Annotated in this window: 15 protein-coding genes; 6 read left to right on the forward strand and 9 right to left on the reverse strand. The window is 67.5% G+C overall.

From position 1 onward, the window contains the following. Positions 1-5: 5 nt before the first annotated feature. The 3 genes from DFR31_RS04820 (at position 6) to DFR31_RS04830 (ending at position 5,595) form a co-directional block, all read left to right on the forward strand. Positions 6-3,173 (forward strand): sensor domain-containing protein, encoded by a 3,168-nt coding sequence (locus DFR31_RS04820; protein ID WP_121441498.1) that lies wholly within the window; start codon positions 6-8, stop codon positions 3,171-3,173. 174 nt (positions 3,174-3,347) lie between these two features. Beyond that, positions 3,348-4,355 (forward strand): isocitrate dehydrogenase, encoded by a 1,008-nt coding sequence (locus DFR31_RS04825; protein ID WP_121441499.1) that lies wholly within the window; start codon positions 3,348-3,350, stop codon positions 4,353-4,355. A 115-nt stretch (positions 4,356-4,470) separates the two neighbouring features. Continuing rightward, entirely contained in the window at positions 4,471-5,595 is a 1,125-nt protein-coding gene (locus DFR31_RS04830) for a DegT/DnrJ/EryC1/StrS family aminotransferase (RefSeq protein WP_121441500.1), read from the forward strand. Positions 5,596-5,638: 43 nt separating this feature from the next. Here DFR31_RS04830 and DFR31_RS04835 read toward each other — a convergent pair whose 3' ends face one another. The 9 genes from DFR31_RS04835 to DFR31_RS04875 all read right to left on the reverse strand — a co-directional run bounded on the left by DFR31_RS04835 (position 5,639) and on the right by DFR31_RS04875 (position 15,412). Beyond that, the gene (locus tag DFR31_RS04835; RefSeq protein WP_121441501.1) at positions 5,639-6,451 is read right to left on the reverse strand and encodes a lipopolysaccharide kinase InaA family protein; all 813 of its coding nucleotides are present in this window, start codon (positions 6,449-6,451) and stop codon (positions 5,639-5,641) included. A 29-nt stretch (positions 6,452-6,480) separates the two neighbouring features. Then, positions 6,481-7,065 (reverse strand): class I SAM-dependent methyltransferase, encoded by a 585-nt coding sequence (locus tag DFR31_RS04840; RefSeq protein WP_121441502.1) that lies wholly within the window; start codon positions 7,063-7,065, stop codon positions 6,481-6,483. 29 nt (positions 7,066-7,094) lie between these two features. Continuing rightward, entirely contained in the window at positions 7,095-7,484 is a 390-nt protein-coding gene (locus tag DFR31_RS04845; protein ID WP_121441503.1) for a CBS domain-containing protein, read from the reverse strand. Between the two features lie 25 nt (positions 7,485-7,509). After that, positions 7,510-7,857 (reverse strand): P-II family nitrogen regulator, encoded by a 348-nt coding sequence (locus DFR31_RS04850; RefSeq protein ID WP_121441504.1) that lies wholly within the window; start codon positions 7,855-7,857, stop codon positions 7,510-7,512. Further along, positions 7,854-9,365, reverse strand: coding sequence for a DUF1538 domain-containing protein (locus DFR31_RS04855; protein WP_121441505.1), 1,512 nt, complete (start codon positions 9,363-9,365; stop codon positions 7,854-7,856). The genes DFR31_RS04850 and DFR31_RS04855 overlap by 4 nt, the downstream gene beginning before the upstream one ends. Positions 9,366-9,416: 51 nt before the next feature. Then, positions 9,417-9,767 (reverse strand): P-II family nitrogen regulator, encoded by a 351-nt coding sequence (locus tag DFR31_RS04860; protein WP_121441506.1) that lies wholly within the window; start codon positions 9,765-9,767, stop codon positions 9,417-9,419. Positions 9,768-9,812: 45 nt separating this feature from the next. Next, a complete protein-coding gene (locus DFR31_RS04865; RefSeq protein WP_121441507.1) occupies positions 9,813-12,611 on the reverse strand; it encodes a cation-transporting P-type ATPase in 2,799 nt (932 codons plus the stop codon). A 70-nt stretch (positions 12,612-12,681) separates the two neighbouring features. Next, positions 12,682-13,953: a glucose-1-phosphate adenylyltransferase gene (gene glgC, locus DFR31_RS04870; protein ID WP_121441508.1), complete on the reverse strand. Its 1,272-nt coding sequence runs from the start codon at positions 13,951-13,953 to the stop codon at positions 12,682-12,684. Positions 13,954-13,966: 13 nt separating this feature from the next. Further along, on the reverse strand, positions 13,967-15,412 hold the full coding sequence (locus DFR31_RS04875) for a TrkH family potassium uptake protein (protein ID WP_121441509.1): 1,446 nt from the start codon (positions 15,410-15,412) through the stop codon (positions 13,967-13,969). Positions 15,413-15,643: 231 nt separating this feature from the next. Here DFR31_RS04875 and DFR31_RS04880 point away from each other — a divergent pair, with 231 nt between their 5' ends. The 3 genes from DFR31_RS04880 to DFR31_RS04890 are packed head-to-tail and all read left to right on the forward strand — an operon-like array spanning position 15,644 to position 21,488. Continuing rightward, a complete protein-coding gene (locus DFR31_RS04880) occupies positions 15,644-16,873 on the forward strand; it encodes an efflux RND transporter periplasmic adaptor subunit (RefSeq protein ID WP_121441510.1) in 1,230 nt (409 codons plus the stop codon). Further along, entirely contained in the window at positions 16,870-20,004 is a 3,135-nt protein-coding gene (locus DFR31_RS04885) for an efflux RND transporter permease subunit (protein ID WP_121441511.1), read from the forward strand. Before DFR31_RS04880 ends, DFR31_RS04885 begins: the two co-directional genes overlap by 4 nt. Continuing rightward, positions 20,001-21,488 carry a TolC family protein gene (locus tag DFR31_RS04890; RefSeq protein ID WP_245971087.1) on the forward strand — a complete coding sequence of 496 codons (1,488 nt, stop codon included), beginning with the start codon at positions 20,001-20,003 and terminating at the stop codon, positions 21,486-21,488. The genes DFR31_RS04885 and DFR31_RS04890 overlap by 4 nt, the downstream gene beginning before the upstream one ends. Positions 21,489-21,505: the final 17 nt, after the last annotated feature.

Below are 21,505 nucleotides of genomic sequence, written 5' to 3' on the forward strand. Positions count from 1 at the left end.
GCCCCATGCCTCAGGCACGCAGTACATCGGGCCACGGCCCGGCCATCACCATCTGCATCGTCTACGCGGTGCTGGGAGCGCTTTGGATCTTCGGCTCGGACCGGCTGCTGCTGGCGATCACCGAGGATGCCGAACTGGTCAGTCGGCTGCAGACCGCCAAAGGCTGGTTCTACGTCCTGATGACGACCGGACTGCTCTACCTGGTGATCCGCTTCACCATGAGCGTGGCCCGGCACCAGGAGCAGGCGCAGCGCGCCAGCACTGATGCCCTTGCCCACCCGTCTGCCCAGACCGGCTACTGGATTCCCGTCGCCATCCTGGTGGGTCTCGGGCTGGCACTGGCCGCCATCGCGCTACTCTACTACCAGCAGGCGATCGCCCCCGGACCAGACGCAGGTGCCCCGGCCAGGCAGGCCGCGATCTGGAGTCTTGCCACCGGGGTGCTGCTGCTGATCGGTGCCGGTTTCGGCATCCTGATCTGGTGGCGAAGCCATCTGCTGGCTTTCGAAGCCCGCAGCCTACAGGCAGAACTGGTCAGTCAGGCAGATTTAGCGGAACGCCAGCGCGCCTACGAGGCGCTGGCCGAGAACTCACCCGACATGATCGTGCGGGTGGACCGCCAGCTGCGCCACCTTTACGTCAACCGGGCGCTGGAGGCCTTTACCGGCGTCTCCCGCGACACGTTCCTGGGCAAGACCCACGCCGAGATCGGCTTCAGCGGCGAGACGGTCTCCCGCTGGGAGGACGAGTTCCGCCGGGTCGGCGAGACCGGCGAGCCCTCCAAGCTGCGCTTCTCCTTTCCCGACCAGCACGGCCGGACCCGCCACTTCGAGTCGCTGGTCATCCCGGAGAAGAATGCCGAGGGCCACGTCGAACACATCCTCTCGATCAGCCACGACCTGACCGATCACGTGAAGGCCCAGGAGGAGATCCTCCGGCTGCGTGATCTCTACGCCGCGCTCAGCCAGGCGAACCAGAGCATCATCCGCATCGATGACCCCTACGAGCTGTTCCAGCGCACCTGCGAGATCGTGGTGGAGTACGGGCGCCTGGACATGGCGTGGATCGGCCTGCTGGACCCGGCGAGCCAGATCGTCAGCCCGGTCAGCCGGGCCGGCTCGGAAGTGGCCTACCTGGACGAGATCGAGGTGAGCGCAAACCCGGCCCGGGCGGAGAGCCACGGCCCGGTGGGCCGGGCCATCCGCCAGGGGCGGGCCAGCGTGTTTGAGGATTTTCTGCACCACCCGGACACCCGCCCCTGGCAGGAAGCGGCGGCCCGCTACGGGTTCCGCGCCGTGGCGGCCTTCCCGCTCCGCCGGGGCGGGGAGTGCATCGGGGCCCTGGCGGTCTATTCCCGCCATATGCACTTTTTCAAATCGGACATCGTGCAGCTCATGGAGGAGATGGCCTCCGATATCTCCTTTGCCCTGGACAATATCCAGCGCGAAGAGGCGCGCCAGGCCGCCGAGGCGGAGATGCGCCTGGCCGAGGAGGTCTTCGAGCACAGCGCGGAGAGCATCATCATCACCGATGCCGCGCAACGGATCCTGCGGGTCAACCGCGCCTTCACCGACCGCACCGGCTACACCCCGGACGAGGTGGTGGGCCGCCGGCCGCACATGCTGCGCTCCACCCGCCACCCCGACCACTTCTACCGCCATATCCTCTCACGCCTCCACCGGGACGGCTTCTGGGAGGGGGAACTCTGGAACCGCCGCCGCAATGGCCAGGTATACCCGCAGTGGCTGACGTTGTCGGTGGTCCGCGATGGTGAAGGCGCCATCACCCACTACATCGCCGTCGGCCTGGACCTGACCGAAACCAAGCACCGCGAGGAGCGCATCCGCTACCTGGCCCAGCACGACCCGGTGACCGGCCTGCCCAACCGCGGGCTGTTGGCGGACCGCGTGGACCAGGCCCTGCACCGGGCGTCGCAGGACAAGCATCGGTTGGCGCTGCTGTCGCTGGACCTGGACCGGTTCAAGATCATCAACGAATCGTTGGGCCATCAGACCGGCGATGAGTTGCTGCGCGTCGTGGGCGATCGGCTGAACCAGGCGGTAGGCGAGTCCGGCACGGTCTGCCGCATCGGCAGTGACCAGTACCTGGTGCTCCTGCCGCAGATCGAGCGCCCGTCCGAGGCCGCCCAGACCGCCACGGACCTGATGACCCAGGTAGCACAGCCCTTCACCCTCGCCGGGCAGGAGATCACCCTCTCCAGCACGGTGGGCATCGCCGTCTTTCCGGAAGACGGCCGTGACCGGGAGGCGCTGCTCAGCCACGCCGATGCCGCCATGTCCATGGCCAAGAGCAACACCCCGGGTGGCTACCAGTTCTTCACCGCGGACATGACCGAGCGGGCGCAGCGGCGCCTGTCCATCGAGAACCGCCTGCACCGTGCGCTGGACCAGGGGGAGTTCCAGCTTCACTACCAGCCACTCGTGGGTCTGGACGACGGCCGTATCACCGGCGTGGAGGCCCTGCTTCGCTGGCACCCGCCCGGGGGCGATCCTGTCCCGCCGGCCGAGTTCATCCCCGTCGCCGAGGAGACCGGCCTGATCATTCCGCTGGGCCGCTGGGTGTTGCAGGAGGCCTGCCGCCAGGCCCAGGCCTGGCGTGATGCGGGGCTGCCCGCTCTCCCGGTCTCGGTAAACCTCTCTGTGGTGCAGCTGCGCCGCACCGACATCACCGTTGATGTGAAGGAGGCGCTCGCCGCAACCGGCCTGCCGGCCGCCGACCTGCACCTGGAGATCACCGAAAGCGTCTTCCTGGACGGGGAGGAGCACGATGCGGGTATACGGACCTTCGAAGCCCTGCAGGCGCTCGGCGTGAGACTGGTTATCGACGATTTCGGCACCGGTTATTCCAACCTCGGCTACCTGAAGAAACTGCCGGTGGCCAAACTGAAGATCGACAAGACCTTCGTTCGCGGTCTCGGTCAGAGCGCGAACGATGCGGCCATCAACGCCGCCATCATCAACATGGCGCGCAGCCTGCGCCTGCGGGTAGTGGCCGAGGGCGTGGAGACCGAGGCGGAGTTGAACGCGCTGAAACGCCTCGGTTGTGACGAGATCCAGGGCTACCTCTACAGCCACCCCCTGCCGGCGGACCAGGCCGGGGCGGTGCTGCGGGACCCGCCGGTTCTGCCGGGCGTTGCCTCCCGACCCGACTGAGCCAAGCCCCCTTCCACACGGTTTGATCAACGGTGCGTCCAGCGCCGGACAAGGCTGCCTCCTGGCCACTTGGGGTGTAGAATACGGGTCATCGCGGGTTCTGTTTCCCCGGTGGCGCAAGGCCACGCCCGAACCCCGTTAAAAACCATTACAACCCGACATGGAGGCACCCGAATGGCAAGCCGTAAAATCACCGTTCTGCCCGGCGACGGCATAGGCCCGGACATCGTCGAGGCCACGATTCGTGTTCTCGACCGGCTCGGCTGCGGCCTGGAATACGAATACGCCGACGTGGGGCTGACCGCACTCGAACAGGGCAGGGAACTCATCCCGCAAGAGGCCCTGGACACTATCGAGCGCAACGGCATTGTCCTGAAGGGTCCCATCACCACCCCCGTGGGTGAGGGTTTCACCTCCGTCAACGTCAGCCTCCGCAAGCACTTCCAGCTCTTCGCCAACGTCCGCCCCGTCATCACCATCCCCGGCACCCGCGCCCGCTACGAAAACATCGACATCATTACCGTGCGCGAAAACACCGAGGGCATGTACTCCGGCGTGGGCCAGACCCTGAGCGAGGATGGGAACACCGCCGAGGCCCGCTCGGTGATCACCCGGGAAGAGTCCCTGCGGCTGGTCCGGTTCGCCTTCGACATGGCCCGCCGGCTGGGCCGGCAACAGGTCACGGTGGTGCACAAGGCGAACATCCTGAAGACCACCTCCGGGCTGTTCCTCAAGTGCGCCCGTGAAGTGGCCGAGCAGTACCCGGACATCGAGATGAACGAGATGATCGTCGACGCCTGCTGCATGAAGCTGGTGATGAACCCGGAGCAGTTCGACGTCATTGTCACCACCAACCTGTTCGGTGACATCATCTCCGACCTGTGCGCCGGGCTGGTGGGCGGTCTGGGCATGGCGCCGGGCGCCAACATCGGCGAGGACAAGGCCCTGTTCGAGGCGGTTCACGGCAGCGCCCCCGACATCGCCGGGCAGAACATCGCCAACCCCACCGCCATGATGCTGGCCGCGGCGCTGATGCTGGACCACATGGAGATGCACGAGCCGGCCAGCCGCATGCGCACCGCCATCCGCAACACCATCTTCGCCGGGGACCGGGTGACCCCCGACCTGGGCGGCCACGGCTCCACCAGCGGGTTCACTGACGCGGTCATCGAGCGCGTCTAAGTCGGCCGGCACTGTGCAGGGGCGCGCGCAACCGGCGCTCCTGCACCACCGCTTTTTTGCGTGGCTCCGGCGCTTTCCATTAAGCTTTGCGCCAAACCCGCTGACGGAGCCCCCAATGAGCGACCAGCCCTTCATCCCCATCTACAACCCCCGCCCGCAGTACGAGCAACTGCGCGCCCCGCTGGAAGAGACCGCCCTGCGGGTGCTGGCCTCCGGTGGCTACGTGCTGGGTCCGGAGGTTCAGGGCCTGGAGGAGGAGGTGGCCGACTTTCTGGGAGTGGAGCACGCCATCGGCTGCAACAGCGGCACCGATGCGCTGATCATCGCCTTGGCCGCCCTGGGCATCGGGCCCGGCGACGAGGTGATCACCTCCCCCTTCACCTTCTTCGCCAGCAGTGAGTCGGTGGACCTGGTGGGCGCCCACCCGGTCTTTGCCGAGATCGACCCCGCCACCTTCAACATCACCGCCGAGACCATTGAAGCGGTGATCACCGAGCGCACCCGGGCCATCATCCCGGTGCACCTCTACGGCCAGGGGCCGGACATGGCGGCCATCAACGCCCTGGCGGAAAAGCATGGGCTGAAGGTGCTGGAAGACGTGGCCCAGGCCTTCGGCGCCCGGCAAGGCGACCGTCGCCTGGGCAGCCTGGGTGATATCGCCGCCCACAGCTTCTACCCCACCAAGAACCTGGGCGCGGCCGGCGATGCCGGCATGATCACCACCAACGACGCCGAGCTGGCCGAGCGCTGCCGCTTACTGCGCGTGCACGGCTCCACACGTCGCGACCACCACACCGCCATCGGTTACAACTCACGGCTGGACGCCCTGCAGGCCGCGCTGCTGCGGGTCAAACTGCCCCACCTGGACGACTGGAACGCCGGCCGCCAGGCCGCAGCCGCCCGCTACAACGAGCTGCTGGCCCCGCTGCCGGAGGTCACTCCGCCGCTGGTCTCCCCCCACGGTGACCACGTCTTCCACCAGTACACTATCCGGGTACCCGCCGAGCGGCGCGACGCCATCCGGCAGCACATGAACGATCTCGGCGTGGGCGCCAACAGCTACTACTCGGCGCCGCTGCACACCCAGCCGGTCTACCGGGACAAGGGGTACACCGTGAGCCTGCCGGAGGCCGAGCGCGCCGCCCGGGAAGTGATCAGCCTGCCCATGTGGCCGGCCATCGACCGCGACACCCAGGTGCGGGTGGTGGACGCGCTGAAGGAGGCGTTGAGCAAGGCCTGACTGGGATGGTGGTGGATCCGCCGGCGCCCGGCAGCTGGCGGGTTTACCGGTCAGCGCGCCCCATGAATTCCATGAGCGTCCCCTGGAAGCGATTCCAGTCACGGACGTGGCGATTGGTGCGGTAGCGGGCGGCGGCCGCAATCAGTCGGGCGCGGTCGTCTCGATGCGTCAGCCCGTAGGCCTGGAGCAGATCGTCTAGGCCCACTTCGCCGAGGCGTTGCAGTGGGCGGCGGCAGAAATCCAGCAGGTCGATGCGCGCCAGTCTGCTGCCGACCAGGCTCTTTGAGAGCACCACGGCCTTGGGCATGTCGATCAGGTAGAGCGGCGCCTCGGCACTGGGCTCGCGTGTATCGATCAGGATATTACGCAGATACATCGCACCATGGTGTACCCCTGCCTCGTGCATCTGCCGGATCAGCCGGCAGGCACGGCGCAGACAGGGCATCGCCTCGTCGTTTTCCGTTTCCTGCAACCAGCTACGTAACGGCACCACCCCGGGCAGTTCCCGGGTGACCAGCAATTCAAAGCGCTGCCCGTATTGCGACGCCCGTCCCTTGCTCCAGTAAAGCGGTGGGCTACAGGGCACGCCACGCTCGTGGAGGTGCGCAAGGGCGTCGTACTCCCGCTGCACGCGGAACCTGAACCAGTGTTCACGGGCCCAGCTCACCGGACCCCGATGGTGATAAAGCTTGCAGACCACCGGGCCCTCTTCACCGGCATCGGCGGCCCAAATCATCACGTTCTTGCGCGCCTTGATGACCCTGTAGCCCTGTCCGCGCGCACCATCCTGCTGATTAACCGAGGGGGGCCAGCCTTGGTAGTCGGGCGGGCGAAAGCCGGGGGCCATATTGGACATGGATGGTTCCTGGTCGCGATGGAGCACGGTCAGCGCCGGCGGGCGATGAGTTGGGCAATATCGCGCAGCCCACGGCGGGTGTCGCCCTGGTCGCTCTCCTCGCGGTAGAGGAGCGGCTGCAGGTCGGCAAAGAGGGTCAGCAGTTCGCCCTCGGCCAGGCGGAAGTCCGGGTTGGAGGGGCCCGCGTCCGAGACCCGGGCGCGGCTCCAGGTCTGGTAGAAGAGCACGCCGCCCGGGCGCAGGGCGCGGACCAGGTCGGGGGCGGTGGGCCGGTGGAGGAAGTTGGCCACCACGATCACGTCGAAGCTGTGCGGCTCCGGCGGGGCCTGCTCCACATCCCGCTCGCGCGGCGTGATGTTCAGCCCCTGGCGTCGGGCCCGCTCGCCCAACCGTTCCAAGGCCACCGGCGAGTAATCCCACGCCTCGGTCTCCAGCCCGGCGCCGGCCAGCAACATGGCATTGCTGCCCAACCCGCAGGCCAGATCCAGGGCAAGACCCCGGGCCGGCAACAGGTGGGTGTTGTCCGCCAGCACCGCCGCGGCCGAGCCGGCCTCAGCCTCCCGGTAGCGATTGTCCCAGCCCGCCCGCCGTGCATCCCCCTGCCCTGAGGCCATGACACTGTCTCCCGGCAATGGAGTGAAAGCTACTCTTCGGCCAGTTCCAGAATCGGCCGGACGATATCGTTGCGGGTGATGATTCCCTGCAGTTCGTTGTCCTTGAGCACCACCACCCGGCGAAACTTCTGGTTCACCATCAACTGGGCCACGTGCTTGCACTCCAGTTCGGCGCTCACCGAGATGGCGGGCTTGGTGCAGACGTCGTAGACGTTGATCAGGTCGATATCACCCTCTTCCGCCACGATGGTCCGCAGGATGGTCGTGTAGGTGATGATGCCGTAAGCATCATGCGGCCCCTGCTTCTCCACCACCAGGGATTTCACCCCGTGGTCCTTCATCAGCCGCATCGCCTCGCGGATGGTGGCCAGCGGCGAGATGGTGACCACATCCTTCTTCATGATGTCCTTGACCAGCATATCGGCTCCCGTCGTCTTGGGCGGCTTAAAGGTCGTCCTTGATCTGTGACTCGAACTTCTGCACCTGCGCGGTATCGATGCCGGCAATGTGCTCAAGCGGTATGGTGAACACCACGCCCTTGCTGTGCGAGTTCAGATCCAAATCGTGGGTCAGCTGCTTGAGCACCTTGACCGACAGCTTCTTCTCCAGCACAAAAACCAGGGCGGACTGGCTGCCCTCGTAGGTCAGACCGAAAAAGGTCTTCTTCTCCTTGGTGCCGATACCCCGGCCGTCCAGGATGGTGACACCGCCTGCCCCGGCCTTTTTCGCCGAGTCGATGGCCCGCTCCTCCAGGTCCTCGGCCAGAATGGCCACCAGCACTGCGAATTTCATGTCTGCACTCCTCTCGCCTTGGCGACCTGCTCCACGATGATGGCGTAGAGCATTACCGTGATGATGGGGAAAATGGATGCGAATGCAATCAGCCCGAAACCGTCAATAAGCACGCTCCGGCCCTCGATATGGGTGGCCAGCCCGATACCCAGGGCGGTCACCAGGGGTACCGTGACCTCCGAGGTGGTCACCCCGCCCAGATCGAAGGCCAGGGCCACGATGTACTTGGGCGACAACCAGGTCAGCAGGATCACCAGCGTGTACCCGGCCATGATGTAGTAGTGGATGGAGTCCCCGGTGATGATCCGGTGCACCCCGATGGTGATCCCGATGGCAACCCCCGCCGCCACCAGCAGTCGGATGATGTGCCCCTTGAGCTTGCCCTTGGCGGCCTCCTCGGCCTTGTCGCCGATGGCGATCAGGGCCGGCTCGGCCATGGTGGTGGCGAAACCGATGCTGAAGGCGAACAGGTAGAGCCAGAAGAAGCCTTCCAGGGCGATCAACTGCTCGGCCATGCGCTCGCCGATGGGGAACAGGCCCAGCTTGAGGCCCACCACGAAGGCGTACAGGCCGACGATGACCAGCAGGAAGCCCACCATCACCTTGTGCAGGTGGGCGATGCGCTTGCGGATCACCAGGTACTGGAAGATCAGGATGACCCCGATGATAGGCAGCACGTCGCGCACCATCATCCCCAGATCCTTGAGCATGCCGAGCAGGACACTGCCCGCCACCGGGTCGGTCACCCCCTCGGTCTCGGCCTCCACCTGCAGGCCGTTGGCGGCCACATCGCCGGCCTCGCCGAAGGTGTACACCATGATCCCGTAGAGCTGGACAGTGATCATGGGCACCATCACCGCCAACGCCACCAGCCCGAAGCCGTGGGTGAGCGCATTACGGCCCCGGATGGAGACCGCCAGGCCGATACCCAAGGCGGCGATCAGCGGGACGGTGACGATATTGGTGGTCACCCCGCCGGAGTCGTAGGCCAGGCCGACGATCTCCTCGGGCGAGAAGAAGGTGACGATGACCACGGTGATGTAACCGATGATCATGTACCAGTGCAGACTGTGGCCGAGGATAATCCGCACTACGCCGAGGGCCACCACCGCCCCGACGGAGCCGGCTACCAACAGGCGCAGGGTGAAGGCGTTGACCCGCCCTTCACTGATCACCTCGGCCTGCTCGGCCACGGCAATCAGCGCCGGCTCGGCGATCACGGCGGCGAAGCCAAGACAGAAGCCGAACACCATCAACAGGGGTAACGAACCGCGCTTGGCGAACTCGTTGGAGATATTCTTGCCGATGGGGAAGATGCCCAGCTCCAGGCCCTGCAGGAAGAGCGCCACGCCCAGCACGACGATGCCCAGGCCCATGACCATGGACATCATGCCCTCGGGCACCTCCTGCATCACCACGAACTGGAAGAACGCCACCACCGCGATGATGGGCAGCAGGTTGCGGAAGGCGTGCTTGAGTATCCCGTAGAATTCCTTGAGCTGATTCACTGATTCGTTTTCTTGGTCGCTCGTGATGGGATGGGGTGGTCGCCTTTACGATCAGTCGTTGGCCCGCATGCCAGCGGCGATTTCCCGGCGGATTGCCTCAACATCAACACCGCCGGTCTCGCTTACCGGCAGGACGAAGGCCAGCCCCTGGTCCGGCCGGAGCAGGTCCAGCTCCCGGTTGAGCCGCTCGGCAATGAGGTCGGCGGCCGCCTCGGGGAGCACCCACAGCAAAATCTTGGTAAGCCCCCGGTAGGTAAGACCGAAGAAGGTGATCCGCTCGGGAAAGCCGATACCGCGCCCCGAGAGGATCGTGACCCCCCGGGCACCCTCCTCTCGCGCGATCTTGATAGCACGCTCTTCCAGTTCATCGGCGATGACCGCCACCAGGAGTTTTGCCGTCACATCAGCCTCCCCTTATGGTTATGACGCCGAGCTTAGCATGGAAGCTCAGTGACTCGGGACATGGCGCGGAGCCGCCCCCGATGTGCCATTGCCTGTATCCACCCAAGGGGTTCGGCGCAGCACCCACTTCTCCAGCTCGACGATCAGGAACACCGCCAGCCCGAAGACCAGGATGCGACCCCAATCCGCCAGGCTGATGGGCTCCAGCCCGAACAGGGTGTTCATGAAAGGCAGGTAGGTGAAGCTCAATTGCAGCACTACCAGCACACCCAGCGCGGCCCACATGGCCTTGGATCGGAACACCTCCCAGCCCTTCAACACCGGCTGGTAGATCAGCCGCAGGTTGAGCAGATAGAAGGCCTGCCCGGCCACCAGCGTGTTGATGGCCACGGCCCGGGCCAGCTCGTCGGAGGCGCCCACCACCTCCTCCATGTAGACGAAGTGGCCGAAGGTGCCGATCCAGAGCAGCACCGCGACGAAGGGAATGCGCCAGAGCAGAAAGCCACTGAGAAGGGGCGCATCCGGCGAGCGGGGCGGTCGCCCCATGACCCCTGGCTCGCTGGGCTGGAAGGCCAGCGACATGGCCAGGGTGACGGAGGTGACCATGTTTACCCACAGCACCTGCACCGGTGTCAGCGGCAGCGCCAGACCCATGAGGATGGCCATCATGATGGTCAGGGACTGGCCCACGTTGGTGGGCAGCATGTGCAGGATGGACTTGCGAATATTGTCGTAGACCGTCCGCCCCTCCTCCACGGCATGGGCGATGGAGACAAAGTTATCGTCCGCCAGCACCATCTCGGAGGCCTCCTTGGCCGCCTCCGTGCCCTTGCCGCCCATGGCCACGCCCACGTCCGCCCGCTTGAGGGCCGGGGCGTCATTCACTCCGTCACCGGTCATGGCGACGATGCGGCCATCGGCCTGCAGCGCCTCCACCAGCCGCAGCTTGTGCTCCGGCGTGGTGCGGGCGAAGACGTCCACCTCCCGCACGGTCCGCTGCAGTTCGGCGTCGTCCATCTCATCCAGCTGGTGGCCGGCCACCGCCTCGCGGCCCTCACCGGCCCCGGCGATGCCCAGCATCCGGCCCACGGCCCGGGCGGTGATCAGGTGGTCGCCGGTGATCATCTTCACCCGGATACCGGCATCCTGGCACTCGGCCACGGCGCGAATGGCCTCGTCCCGCGGCGGGTCCATGATGCCCACCAGGGCCAGCAGGGTGAAATCGCCGGCCTCCACCTCGTCGTAGTTGAGGCTGTGCTGCTGGGGCTTGCCATCCCGGGCGGCGATGGCCAGCAGACGCTGACCCCGATCGGCCACCTGATCCATCAGGCTCTGCCAGTGATCCCGGTCCAGCGGTTGCGCGCCCTCCACGGTCATCTGCCGATGGCAGAGTTCGAGCACCCGCTCCGGGGCGCCCTTCAGGTAGATCACCTCGTGGTTGCGGTGATCGTGGTTGAGGGTGGCCATGTACTTGTGATCGGACTCGAAGGGGATCACGTCTACCCGGTTATAGGTCACCCGCTCCCGCTCGGGGTCGAGCCCCGCCTTCTGGGCGGCGGTGATCAGCGCCCCCTCGGTGGGGTCGCCCTCCATCACCCATTCATCGTTGCGACAGTAGACCTGGGCGTCGTTGCAGAGCAGCCCCGCGCGCAGGGTCTCCATCAGCACCCGGTCCTCCTCCGGGTCCAGGTCGCGCTCCCCTTGGCTGAAGCCGCCATGGGGGGCGTAACCCACGCCGTCCACTTCCACCAGGCGGTCGGCGAAGGCCAGGCTCTGCACGGTCATCTCGTTTCGGGTGAGGGTGCCGGTCTTGTCCGAGCAGATGGCGGAGACGGAGCCCAGGGTTTCCACCGCCGGCAGTTTGCGAATAATGGCGTTGCGCCGGGCCATCTTCTGCACGCCGATGGCCAGGGCGATGGTCATGATGGCGGGCAGCCCCTCGGGGATGGTGGAGACCGCCAGGCTGGCCGCCGCCAGGAACATCTCGTCCAGGGGATAGTCACGCACCCAGTAGCCGAAGGCGAAGGTGGCGGCGGAGATGGCGATGATGACCACCGCCAGCCAGCGACCGAATTGCTCCACCTGCCGCACCAGCGGGGTCTGCAGGCTCTCCACCTCGCTGAGCATGCTGGAGATGCGCCCGATCTGGGTCTGCTCACCGGTGCCCACCACCACGCCGACGCCACGGCCGAAGGTCACCAGGGTGCCGGACCAGGCCATGCTGGCGCGGTCGCCCAGAGCAGCCTCTTCGGCCACCGGTTCTCGGTCTTTCTCGACGGGCACCGATTCGCCGGTGAGCACCGCTTCCTCGATGCGCAGGTTCTTCGCCTCAAGCAGGCGCAGATCGGCAGGCACCTTGTCCCCCGCTTGCAGGTAGACCAGGTCACCGGGCACGATCTCCTCGGCGGGGATCTCCCGGCGCTTGCCCTCGCGCACCACCACCGCCATGGGCGAGAGCATCTTGCGGATGGCGTCCAGGGCCTGCTCGGCCTTGCCCTCCTGCACGAAGCCGATCAGTGTGTTGATGAGCACCACGGCCAGGATGACGCCCGTGTCCACCCAGTGGCCCAGCAGGGCCGTGCCCAGCGCTGCCGCCAGCAGGATGTAGATGAGGATGTTGTGGAAGTGGCGGGCGAACCGCACCAGGGCGCTGGCCCGCTCCGGGGGCACCAGCCGGTTGGCCCCGTGGCGCGCCAGCCGATCCCGGGCCTCGTCTGCGCTCAGCCCCTGTTCGCCCACCTGCCAGTGCTCGCGCACCGCCTGGGCATCACGGGCGTGCCAGGGCGTCTGGCTCTCGGCTTCGGTAGATTGGCCGGATGCGGGCAGGTGTGGATCCTGGGCCATGTCGGGGCGCCCCCTTCTCAAGTGTGATCGTTCTCACTATATCGTGACGAGGCGCTTTGACACAGTAAGGCTAGCGCACGTGCGCCACCTCCTGGCCCAGCATCTCCGCGGTCACCAGGACCACACCTTTGGGGGTGACGAAGAAGCGCCGCCGGTCCTCTGCCAGATCCTCGCCAATCACCGTGCCGGCCGGGATGCGACAACCCTCGTCGATCACCGCCTTGCGAATGCGGCAGCCCTCGCCCACCTGCACGTCGGGCAGGATAACCGCCTCGTGCACCTCCGCGCCGGGGCGCACCACCACCTGGGAGAAGAGCAGCGAGTCGCGCACCTCCGCCCCGTGGATGATGTCCCCGCCGGAGACCATGGAGTTGATGGCCATGCCCCGCTTGCCCTCGCGGTCGTGGATGAACTTGGCCGGAGGGAGCTGCGCCTGGTAGGTCCAGATGGGCCACTCCTCGTCGTAGAGGTTCAGCTCCGGGTCCTCGCCGATCAGCTCCATGTTGGCCTGGAAGAAGGCATCCACCGTGCCTACATCGCGCCAGTAGGCCTGCCGGCCGGAGACCGGGTCGCTGAAAGGATAGGCCTGTACCTTGTGGTTGGCGATGGCCATGGGGATGACATCCTTGCCGAAGTCGCGGGAAGAGTCGAAGTTCTCCGCATCCTCACGCAGCAGCTGAAACAGGTACTCGCGGTCGAAGACGTAGATGCCCATGGAGACCAGGGCCCGATCCGGGTTACCGGGCATGGGTGTGGGGTCCCCGGGCTTTTCGTTGAAGGCCAGCACCTGGCGCGCCTCGTTCACGCTCATCACCCCGAAGGAAGAGGCACGCTTGCGCGGCACCTCCACGCAGCCCACGGTCATGGCCGCCCCGGACTCGGCGTGGCGGGCGATCATGCCGCCGTAGTCCATCTTGTAGACGTGGTCACCGGCCAGCACCAGCACGTAGCTGGGGTTATGCGCCTTGATGATGTCGATGTTCTGGTAGACCGCGTCGGCCGTGCCGGCGTACCACAGCGGCTTGTCCATGCGCTGCTGGGCCGGCACCAGCTCCACGAATTCGCCGAACTCACCGCGCAGAAAACCCCACCCCCGCTGGATGTGCTGGATCAGCGAGTGGGCCTTGTACTGGGTGAGCACCTCGATACGGCGAATGCCGGAGTTGATGCAGTTGGACAGCGGAAAGTCGATGAGCCGGAACTTGCCGCCAAAGGGCACCGCCGGCTTGGTGCGCCAGTCGGTGAGGTTGGACAACCGGCCCCCGCGCCCCCCGGCCATGATCAGCGCCAGCGTGTCCCGGGTGAGGCGACTGACGAAACGGGGGTTACATTCCAGGAACATGGGTCACCTCGTTTCAGTTGCGCCAGAAGGCGAAGGTGAACAGGATCAGCAGGGTGAACACCTCCAGCCGCCCCATGAGCATGGCAAAGCTGGCCATCCACTTCACCGGGTCGGACTGATGCGCGAAGGTAGTCGCCACCTCCCCCAGCCCCGGACCCAGCAGGTTGAGCGAGGCGATGGTCGCACCAAAGGCGCTCTCCATGTCCAGCCCCATGGCCATGTTCAGCCCCGTGAGCACCAGCGCCGCCAGGATGTACACGGTGTAAAAGCCCCACACCGCCTGCACCACCTGCTCCGGCACGGCCCGGTCGCCCAGTTTCACCCGGTAGACAGCATGAGGGTGGATGGTGGCGTTCACCTCACGCGCACCCTGCTTGAACAGCAGCATGATGCGCACCACTTTCATGCCGCCGGCGGTGGACCCGGCGCAACCACCGATGAAGGAGAGACTGGCCAATACCAGCGGGATGTAAAGCGGCCACTCGGCAAAGGTTGCCGTGCCATAGCCCGTGGTGGTTAGAACCGCAACGGTCTGGAACGCGGCGTAGCGCAGCGACTCCAGCACGGAGTCATAGGTGCCGACGAAGGCCAACCCGCCGGCGATCGCCATCGTCGCGGCCAGGAAGAGCCCGAGAAACACCCGCGCCTCGGGCGTCCGCAGGTAAACCCTCACATCGCGCGAGCGCCAGACCAGGAAGTGCAGCGCAAAGTTGATCCCGCCGAGCAGCATGAACACGATGGCGATGAGCTCGATGGCCACGCTGTCGAAATAGCCCATGCTGGCGTCATGGGTGGAATAGCCTGCCGTGGCCACCGTCGTGTAGGCGTGGCCGATGGCGTCGAAGGGCGTCATGCCCGCCAGCCAGTAGGCCAGGGCACAGGCGATGGTCAGCGTCAGGTAGATCGCCCACAGGGCGCGGGCGGTGTGCATCAGCCGGGGGGTCAGCTTGTCATCCGCGGTCACCCGCGAGACCTCCGCCTTGTACAACTGCATGCCACCAATGCCCAGCATGGGCAGGATGGCCACGGCCAGCACGACCACCCCCATGCCGCCCAGCCATTGCAGCTGCTGGCGGTAATACAGGATGGAGCGCGGCAGTTCATCCAGGCCCAGGATGACCGTGGCGCCGGTGGTGGTGAACCCGGAGATGGACTCGAACACCGCATCGGTGGCGGTCATGCCCAGCCCGAACATGAAGGGCAGCGAGCCCACCAGGCCGAGCACCGTCCAGAAAAGCGCAACCACCAGGAAGCCGTCCCGGACCATCAACTCCTTGCGGTCCCCCCGCACCGGCAGCCAGAACAGCACGCCGATCACGGCCACGATCAGCCAGCTCAACCCGAACGTGCCCCAGTGACCATCGCCGTAAAACAGCGACACGCCGAGCGGCGGGATGAAGTTGAAGCTGAAGATAACCACCAGCAGGCTGGTGATACGCAGGATGGTCTTCCAGTGCACGGGTCACTCCCTGGCCAACCCGGGATCGTTGCAGTGCGGCATTGTACCCGCTCCCAGCCGGAGTACCACCCGCCGTAGGGGAACCCCACGGCTCCAACGGCATCCAATCGGGGGATGCCTGCGACGAACGCGCTGTCACACCCCGTTACAATCCGGGCCGATCGTGTAACAGTGGTGTTACCCGCCGCTGCTCTCATGGCGGGGTGCGCACTCATGGAATCGGACTAACCCATGACCTCCAAGCTGATCAAAGCCCTCCGCTGGTGGCTGCCCGCCGTGCTAATCACCGGCATCGGCCTCTATGTCCTGCAACAGACCGGCCCCGACCTGGGCGCCCCGGGCATGGGCGGAGAACGCCAGCCCCGGCCGGTGGCGGTGGAGACCGCCAGCCTCACCCGCGGCCCGCTGCAGGATGTGCGCCGCTTTACCGGCAGCCTGGAGGCGGCCAATGAGTTCGACCTGGCCGCCCGCACCGGCGGCCGGCTGCGCCAGCTGATGGTGGATATCGGCGATACCGTAGAGCGGGGCCAGCTGATCGCCCGGCTGGACAGCGAGGAGCAGGAGCAGGCCGTGGCCGAGGCGAAAGCCGCCCGTGACGTGGCCCGCGCCCAGCTGGCCGAAACCCGCGCCGCGCTGGCCTCCGCCCGCAAGGAACTGGACCGCACCCGCGCGCTGCGGGAACGCCGGGTCGCCTCCCAGGCCGAACTGGAGGCGGCCGAGGCGCGGGTGGCCGCAGAGCAGAGCCGGGAGCAGTTGGCCACGGCGCAGATCGCCCAGCGCGAGGCGGCGCTGGCCGCCGCCCGGGTGCGCCTCTCCTGGACCGAGATCCGTGCCGATTGGGAGGGTGACGGCGACACCCGGGTGGTCGGCGAGCGCTACCGCGACGAGGGCGCCTCGCTGAACGCCGGCGACCCGGTGGTCTCTTTGATGGACACGCGCACCCTGCGCGCGGTGGGCTTCGTCACCGAACGGGACTACGCCCACCTGCATCCGGGCCAGAGCGCCCGTCTGGCCGTCGATGTCTATCCGGGGGAGCCCTTCCCCGCCACGGTGGCCCGCCTGGCTCCGCGGTTCAGTCCCGGCAGCCGCCAGGCACGCCTGGAACTGGCCGTACCCAACCCGAACGACCGCCTGCGCCCGGGCCTGTTCGCCCGCATGGCGATCACCGTGGGCGAGGCAGAGGATGCCCTCTGGGTCCCCCGCGACGCCCTGGTCCGGCGCGGTGACGAGACCGGTATCTACCTGGTGGACGACGACGTGGACGAGGGCGAGCCGCCCCGCGCCCGCTACCAGGTGGTGGTCACTGGCGTCCGCGACGGCGACCGGGTCCAGATCCGCGAGCCGGATCTACGCGGCGACGTGGTCACCCTCGGCCAGCACCTGATCCAGGATGGCAGCCCGCTGCGCCCGGAGCGGCTCACCGACGTCCTGGCCCGCCATGACGAGGATCAGGAAGGGTGAAGCTCGCCGCCTTCTGCGCCCAGCGCCCCGTCTTCACGGTGATGGTCACCCTCATCGCCGTGGTCCTCGGGCTGACCTCGCTGACCCGGCTGCCGGTGGACCTGCTGCCGGACGTGGCCTACCCCACCTTGACCGTCTCCACCAGCTACGCCGACGCCTCGCCCCGGGAGGTGGAGCAGCAGATCACCCGCCGGGTGGAGGACGCCGTGGCCGCCGTGCCGGGGGTGGAGCGGATCAACTCCGTGTCCGGTGAGGGCCAATCCGACGTCACGCTGAACTTCGCCTGGGGCACCAACCTGGAGCAGGCCGCCAACGACCTGCGCGACCGCCTGGACCGGGTGGTTCCCAACCTGCCCGATGAGGCGGATCGCCCCAGGGTGCGCCAGGTGGACCTGGGCGATACGCCGATCATGATCATCGGTGCCTCCGGCCCGCTGGATCCCATCGAACTGCGCCGCCTGGTGGACGACCAGATGGCCTACCGCCTGGAGCGGCTGCCCGGCGTGGGCGCCATCGACATCTGGGGCGGCCTGGAACGGGAAATCGAGGTCGGCGTGGACCCGGGGCGGCTGCAATCGCTGGGGCTGACCCTGGATGGCGTGCGCGATGCCCTGATGGAGGCAGACTTCGAGGTGGCCGCCGGCGGCCTTGAGGAGGGCCGCTACGAGCGCGCCCTGCGCATCCCCGGCCGCTTCACCGAGCTGGACGCCCTGCACGAGATCACCCTGGCCCGAGCCGATGGCGCCTTCGTGCGCCTGGGCCAGCTGGCGGACATCCGCGACACCCACCAGCGCGAGACCCGGCGCATCCTGATCAACGGCGAGCCGGGTATCCGGCTGGCGGTGCGCAAGCAGTCCGAGGCCAACACCGTCGCCACCGCCCGGGAGCTGCGCCGCGAGCTGGCGCGCATGAATCTGGACTACCCGGCCATCCAGCTCCAGCCGATCACGGATTCCGCCCGCTACATCGAGCGGGCCATGCGCAACCTGGGTCAGTCCATCGTACTGGGCGGCAGCCTGGCCATCCTGGTGCTGCTGTTCTTTCTGCGCGACGTGCGGGCCACCGCCGTGGCGGCCGTGGCCATCCCCATCTCGCTGGTCACCAGCTTCGCACTGATCTACGGCGGCGGCTTCACTCTCAACCTTATGACCCTCGGGGGGCTGGCCCTGGGCGTGGGGCTGATGGTGGACAACGCCATCGTGGTGTTGGAGTCGGTGATTGCCCGGCGGGAACGCGGGGCGACGCCCTTTGAGGCCGCCGTCCAGGGCACTGGCGAAGTGGCCCCGGCGGTCATCGCCAGCACCCTGACCACCCTGGCCATCTTTCTGCCGCTGGTCTTCCTGGAGGGGCTGGCCGGGGAGCTGTTCCAGCCGCTGGCCTGGGTGGTGGCCTTCAGCCTCTTCTGCTCCCTGCTGGTGGCACTGACCCTGGTGCCGATGCTCACGGCGCTGATTCCGCAACGGGCGCGCCGCCAGTTGACTCGCGCCGGTGCGAGCGATGTCCGCCCGGTCGAGGCCGCGGAAGCCCCCCGACAGGGTGCCGGCCACCCGCTGCGGCGGATCAAAAGACGCGTTGAGCGCCTGCTCACCGGGCTCGATCACGGCTACCGCCGGCTGCTGGCCGCCACCCTGCGCAACCGCCATGCCGCCCTGGCCCTGGGCACGACGGCCTTCGTGCTGGCATTGGCCCTGCTGCCCCGGTTGGGCACCGAGCTGATGCCCGCCACCGACGAGGGCGACGTACGCATCACCATCACCTACGAGCCGGGCACCGGGCTGGAGTTCATGGATGAGCGGATGCGGGAGATCGAAGCCCGGGTGCTGGAGTGGGTACCGGAGACCCAGGCGTGGGTGACCCGGGCCGGGAGCGGCGGCTTCCGCGCCGGTGGTGGTGCCCGCGGCAACCTGCAACTGGCCCTGGGCAGCGTCACCGAACGGGACCGCTCCAGCGAAGCCGTCGCCCAGGAACTCCGCCAGGCGCTGGCCGACATCCCCGGCGCCGATGTCCGCATCCGCGCCCGTTCCGGCATGCTGTTCCGGGGCGGCTTCGGCGGCGAGGGTGAACAACTGGCCATCGAGATCCGCGGCTTCGACCTGGACACCCTCGACCGTCTGGCCGAGGCCACCATCGAGCGGCTTGACGGCGTGCCGGGCATCACCGACCTGCGCCGCTCCCGCGACGACGGCATCCCCGAGAACCGGCTGATGATCGACCGCGCCCGGGCCGCCGACCTGGACGTCTCCCCCAGCCAGGTGGCCCGCACCCTGGAGACCGCTGTCGCCGGCACCCGGGCCGGGCTTTTCCAGGACAACGGCGAGGAAGTGGATATCCGAGTACGCCTGGCCAACGCCCGCGCCCTCGACCTGGAGGACCTGCTCGACCTCACCGTGCGCAACCGCGAGGGTGAGGCCATCGCCCTGCGCAACCTGGTCAGTCGCGAGGCGGGCACCAGCCCGCTGCGCATCGACCGGCGCGACCGCCAGCGCATCGCCCTGGTCTACGCCAACATCGCCGACCGCGACCTGGGCTCGGTGGTGGCCGACGTGCGCGAGCGGCTGGCCGAGCAACCCCTGCCCCGGGATTACAGCTACCACCTGGGCGGCGACTACGAGGAGCAGGCCGAGGCCTTCAGCGCCCTGACGCTCACGCTGGTGCTGGCGGTGGTGCTGGTCTACATGGTGATGGCCTCACTCTATGAATCGCTGCGCGACCCACTGGTGGTGATGTTCACCGTGCCCATGGCCGCCATCGGGGTCATCCTGGCCCTGTGGCTCACCGGCACCACCCTGAACGCCCAGTCCTTTATCGGCACCATCCTGCTGGCCGGCATTGTGGTCAACAACGGCATCCTGATCGTGGACCGCGCCACCCGCTACCGGCGCGCCGGCCTGCCGCCACGGGCTGCCGCACTGCAGGCGGGCCGGCGCCGGCTGCGTCCGGTGCTGATGACCTCGGCCACCACCATGCTCGCCCTGCTGCCCCTGGCCCTGGGTTGGGGCGAGGGTGCCGAGGCCCAGGCCCCCATGGCCCGGGCGGTGCTCGGCGGCCTGACCAGCGCCACGGTGATCACCCTGCTGCTGATCCCGGTGGTCTACACCCTCTTCCACCCGGTAAGGAAACGCGCGACATGACCCGGATGAATGGCCTGCTGATCGGATTGGCCGCACTGCTGGCCAGCGGTGGTGTCCAGGCGGAGTCCCTCACCCTGGAGGAGGCGGTGCTGCGGGCGCTGGAGTCCAACGCGGCCCTGCGCTCCGAGCGCCTGGAACCGGAGATCGCCGCCACCTTTCAGGAGATCGAGCGGGCGGTCTTTGATCCGGAGATCTTTGCCGAACTGCGCGTGCGCCGTGACCGGGAAGACCGGCTGGACGACCGGCTCGGCGACCGCTTCGCCGTGGAGACTGAGCGCGAGGACGTTCAAGCCGGCATCCGCCAGCAGTTCGCCCCGGGCACCGAGGTGGAGCTGGGCGTCACCCAGGACCGCCGACTGAGCGAGAGCGACGCGCCCGGCGCCGCCGACAGCAGCGCCCTGCACCGCTCCCGGCTCAACCTTACGCTCAACCAGCCGTTGCTCCGGGGCAGCGGGCGCGCTGTCAACCTGGTTCGCATCCAGCAGGCAGAGCTGGACACGCTGCGCTCGGAGTACGAGCTGCGCGGTTTCACCGAGGCCCTGGTGGCGGACGTGGAAACCACCTACTGGGACCTGGTACAGGCTGAGCGGGAGATTGAGCTGTTCGAGGCCTCGCTGGCCCTGGCCGAGGAGCAGATCGAGCGCACCGAGGAACGTGTCCGGCTCGGGGACCTTTCGGAGACCGAGCTGGCCCCGCTGGAGGCGGAGGCCGCCCTGCGCCGACAGGAGCTGATCGATGCCCGCAACCGCCGCGACGTGGCGCGCCTGGAGCTGCTGCAACTGACCGGTACCGATTACGCCCCCGGCGAGGCACCTGAGCTGACCCCGGAGACCGCGCCCACCCTGCCCGAGGACGCGGAGCCGGACCCGGTGGCCACCCACCTGCTGCTGGCCCTGGAGCACCGGGCGGAACTGCGCGAGGCCCGGCTGCTGCTGCAGCGCAACGAACTGGAACTGGTTCGCACCCGCAACGGGCTCCTTCCGCGGCTGGACCTGTTCGTCACCCTGGGCAAGAGCGGCTATGCCGACAGCTTTGGCTCCGCCGTGGAAGAGCTGGATGGCCGAAGCTACGACGCCGTTGTGGGCCTCCGGGTGGAACAGCCGCTGGGGCGCCGCGCCGGTCAGGCGGAGCACCGCCAGGCCGGGCTGCAGCGGGAGCAGGCCCTGCTTGGCATCGACAACCTGACCCGGCTGGTGCAGGTGGATGTACAGAGCGCGTGGCTGGAGGTGGCGCGCAGCCAGGCCCAGATCGAAGCCACCGCCGCCACCCGGGCCGCCCAGGAGGAGAGGCTACGCGCCGAGGAGGCGCGCTTCGAGGTGGGCCAGACCACCGCCTTCGCCCTCTCGCAGGCGCAGCGCGATCTGTTGCAGGCCCAGGTGGACCAGCAGGCCGCTCAGATAGGCTACCGCCAGGCGCTGGTCGACCTCTACCGGCTGGACGGCTCACTGCTGGAGCGGCGCGGCATCCAGGCCCGGGGATATTGAAGCCCCTGAGCGCGACC

This window comes from Alkalispirillum mobile (genome assembly GCF_003664325.1).
GTDB classification, from domain to species: domain Bacteria; phylum Pseudomonadota; class Gammaproteobacteria; order Nitrococcales; family Halorhodospiraceae; genus Alkalilimnicola; species Alkalilimnicola mobilis.

Coding starts and splice junctions, on each gene's coding strand:
- DFR31_RS04835 (WP_121441501.1), bottom strand. CDS start 6,451: ATGTCCAATATGGCCCCCGGCTTTCGCCCGCCCGACTACCAAGGCTGG.
- glgC (WP_121441508.1), bottom strand. CDS start 13,953: ATGTTCCTGGAATGTAACCCCCGTTTCGTCAGTCGCCTCACCCGGGAC.
- DFR31_RS04840 (WP_121441502.1), bottom strand. CDS start 7,065: ATGGCCTCAGGGCAGGGGGATGCACGGCGGGCGGGCTGGGACAATCGC.
- DFR31_RS04845 (WP_121441503.1), bottom strand. CDS start 7,484: ATGCTGGTCAAGGACATCATGAAGAAGGATGTGGTCACCATCTCGCCG.
- DFR31_RS04880 (WP_121441510.1), top strand. CDS start 15,644: ATGACCTCCAAGCTGATCAAAGCCCTCCGCTGGTGGCTGCCCGCCGTG.
- DFR31_RS04820 (WP_121441498.1), top strand. CDS start 6: ATGCCTCAGGCACGCAGTACATCGGGCCACGGCCCGGCCATCACCATC.
- DFR31_RS04865 (WP_121441507.1), bottom strand. CDS start 12,611: ATGGCCCAGGATCCACACCTGCCCGCATCCGGCCAATCTACCGAAGCC.
- DFR31_RS04890 (WP_245971087.1), top strand. CDS start 20,001: ATGACCCGGATGAATGGCCTGCTGATCGGATTGGCCGCACTGCTGGCC.
- DFR31_RS04850 (WP_121441504.1), bottom strand. CDS start 7,857: ATGAAATTCGCAGTGCTGGTGGCCATTCTGGCCGAGGACCTGGAGGAG.
- DFR31_RS04825 (WP_121441499.1), top strand. CDS start 3,348: ATGGCAAGCCGTAAAATCACCGTTCTGCCCGGCGACGGCATAGGCCCG.
- DFR31_RS04830 (WP_121441500.1), top strand. CDS start 4,471: ATGAGCGACCAGCCCTTCATCCCCATCTACAACCCCCGCCCGCAGTAC.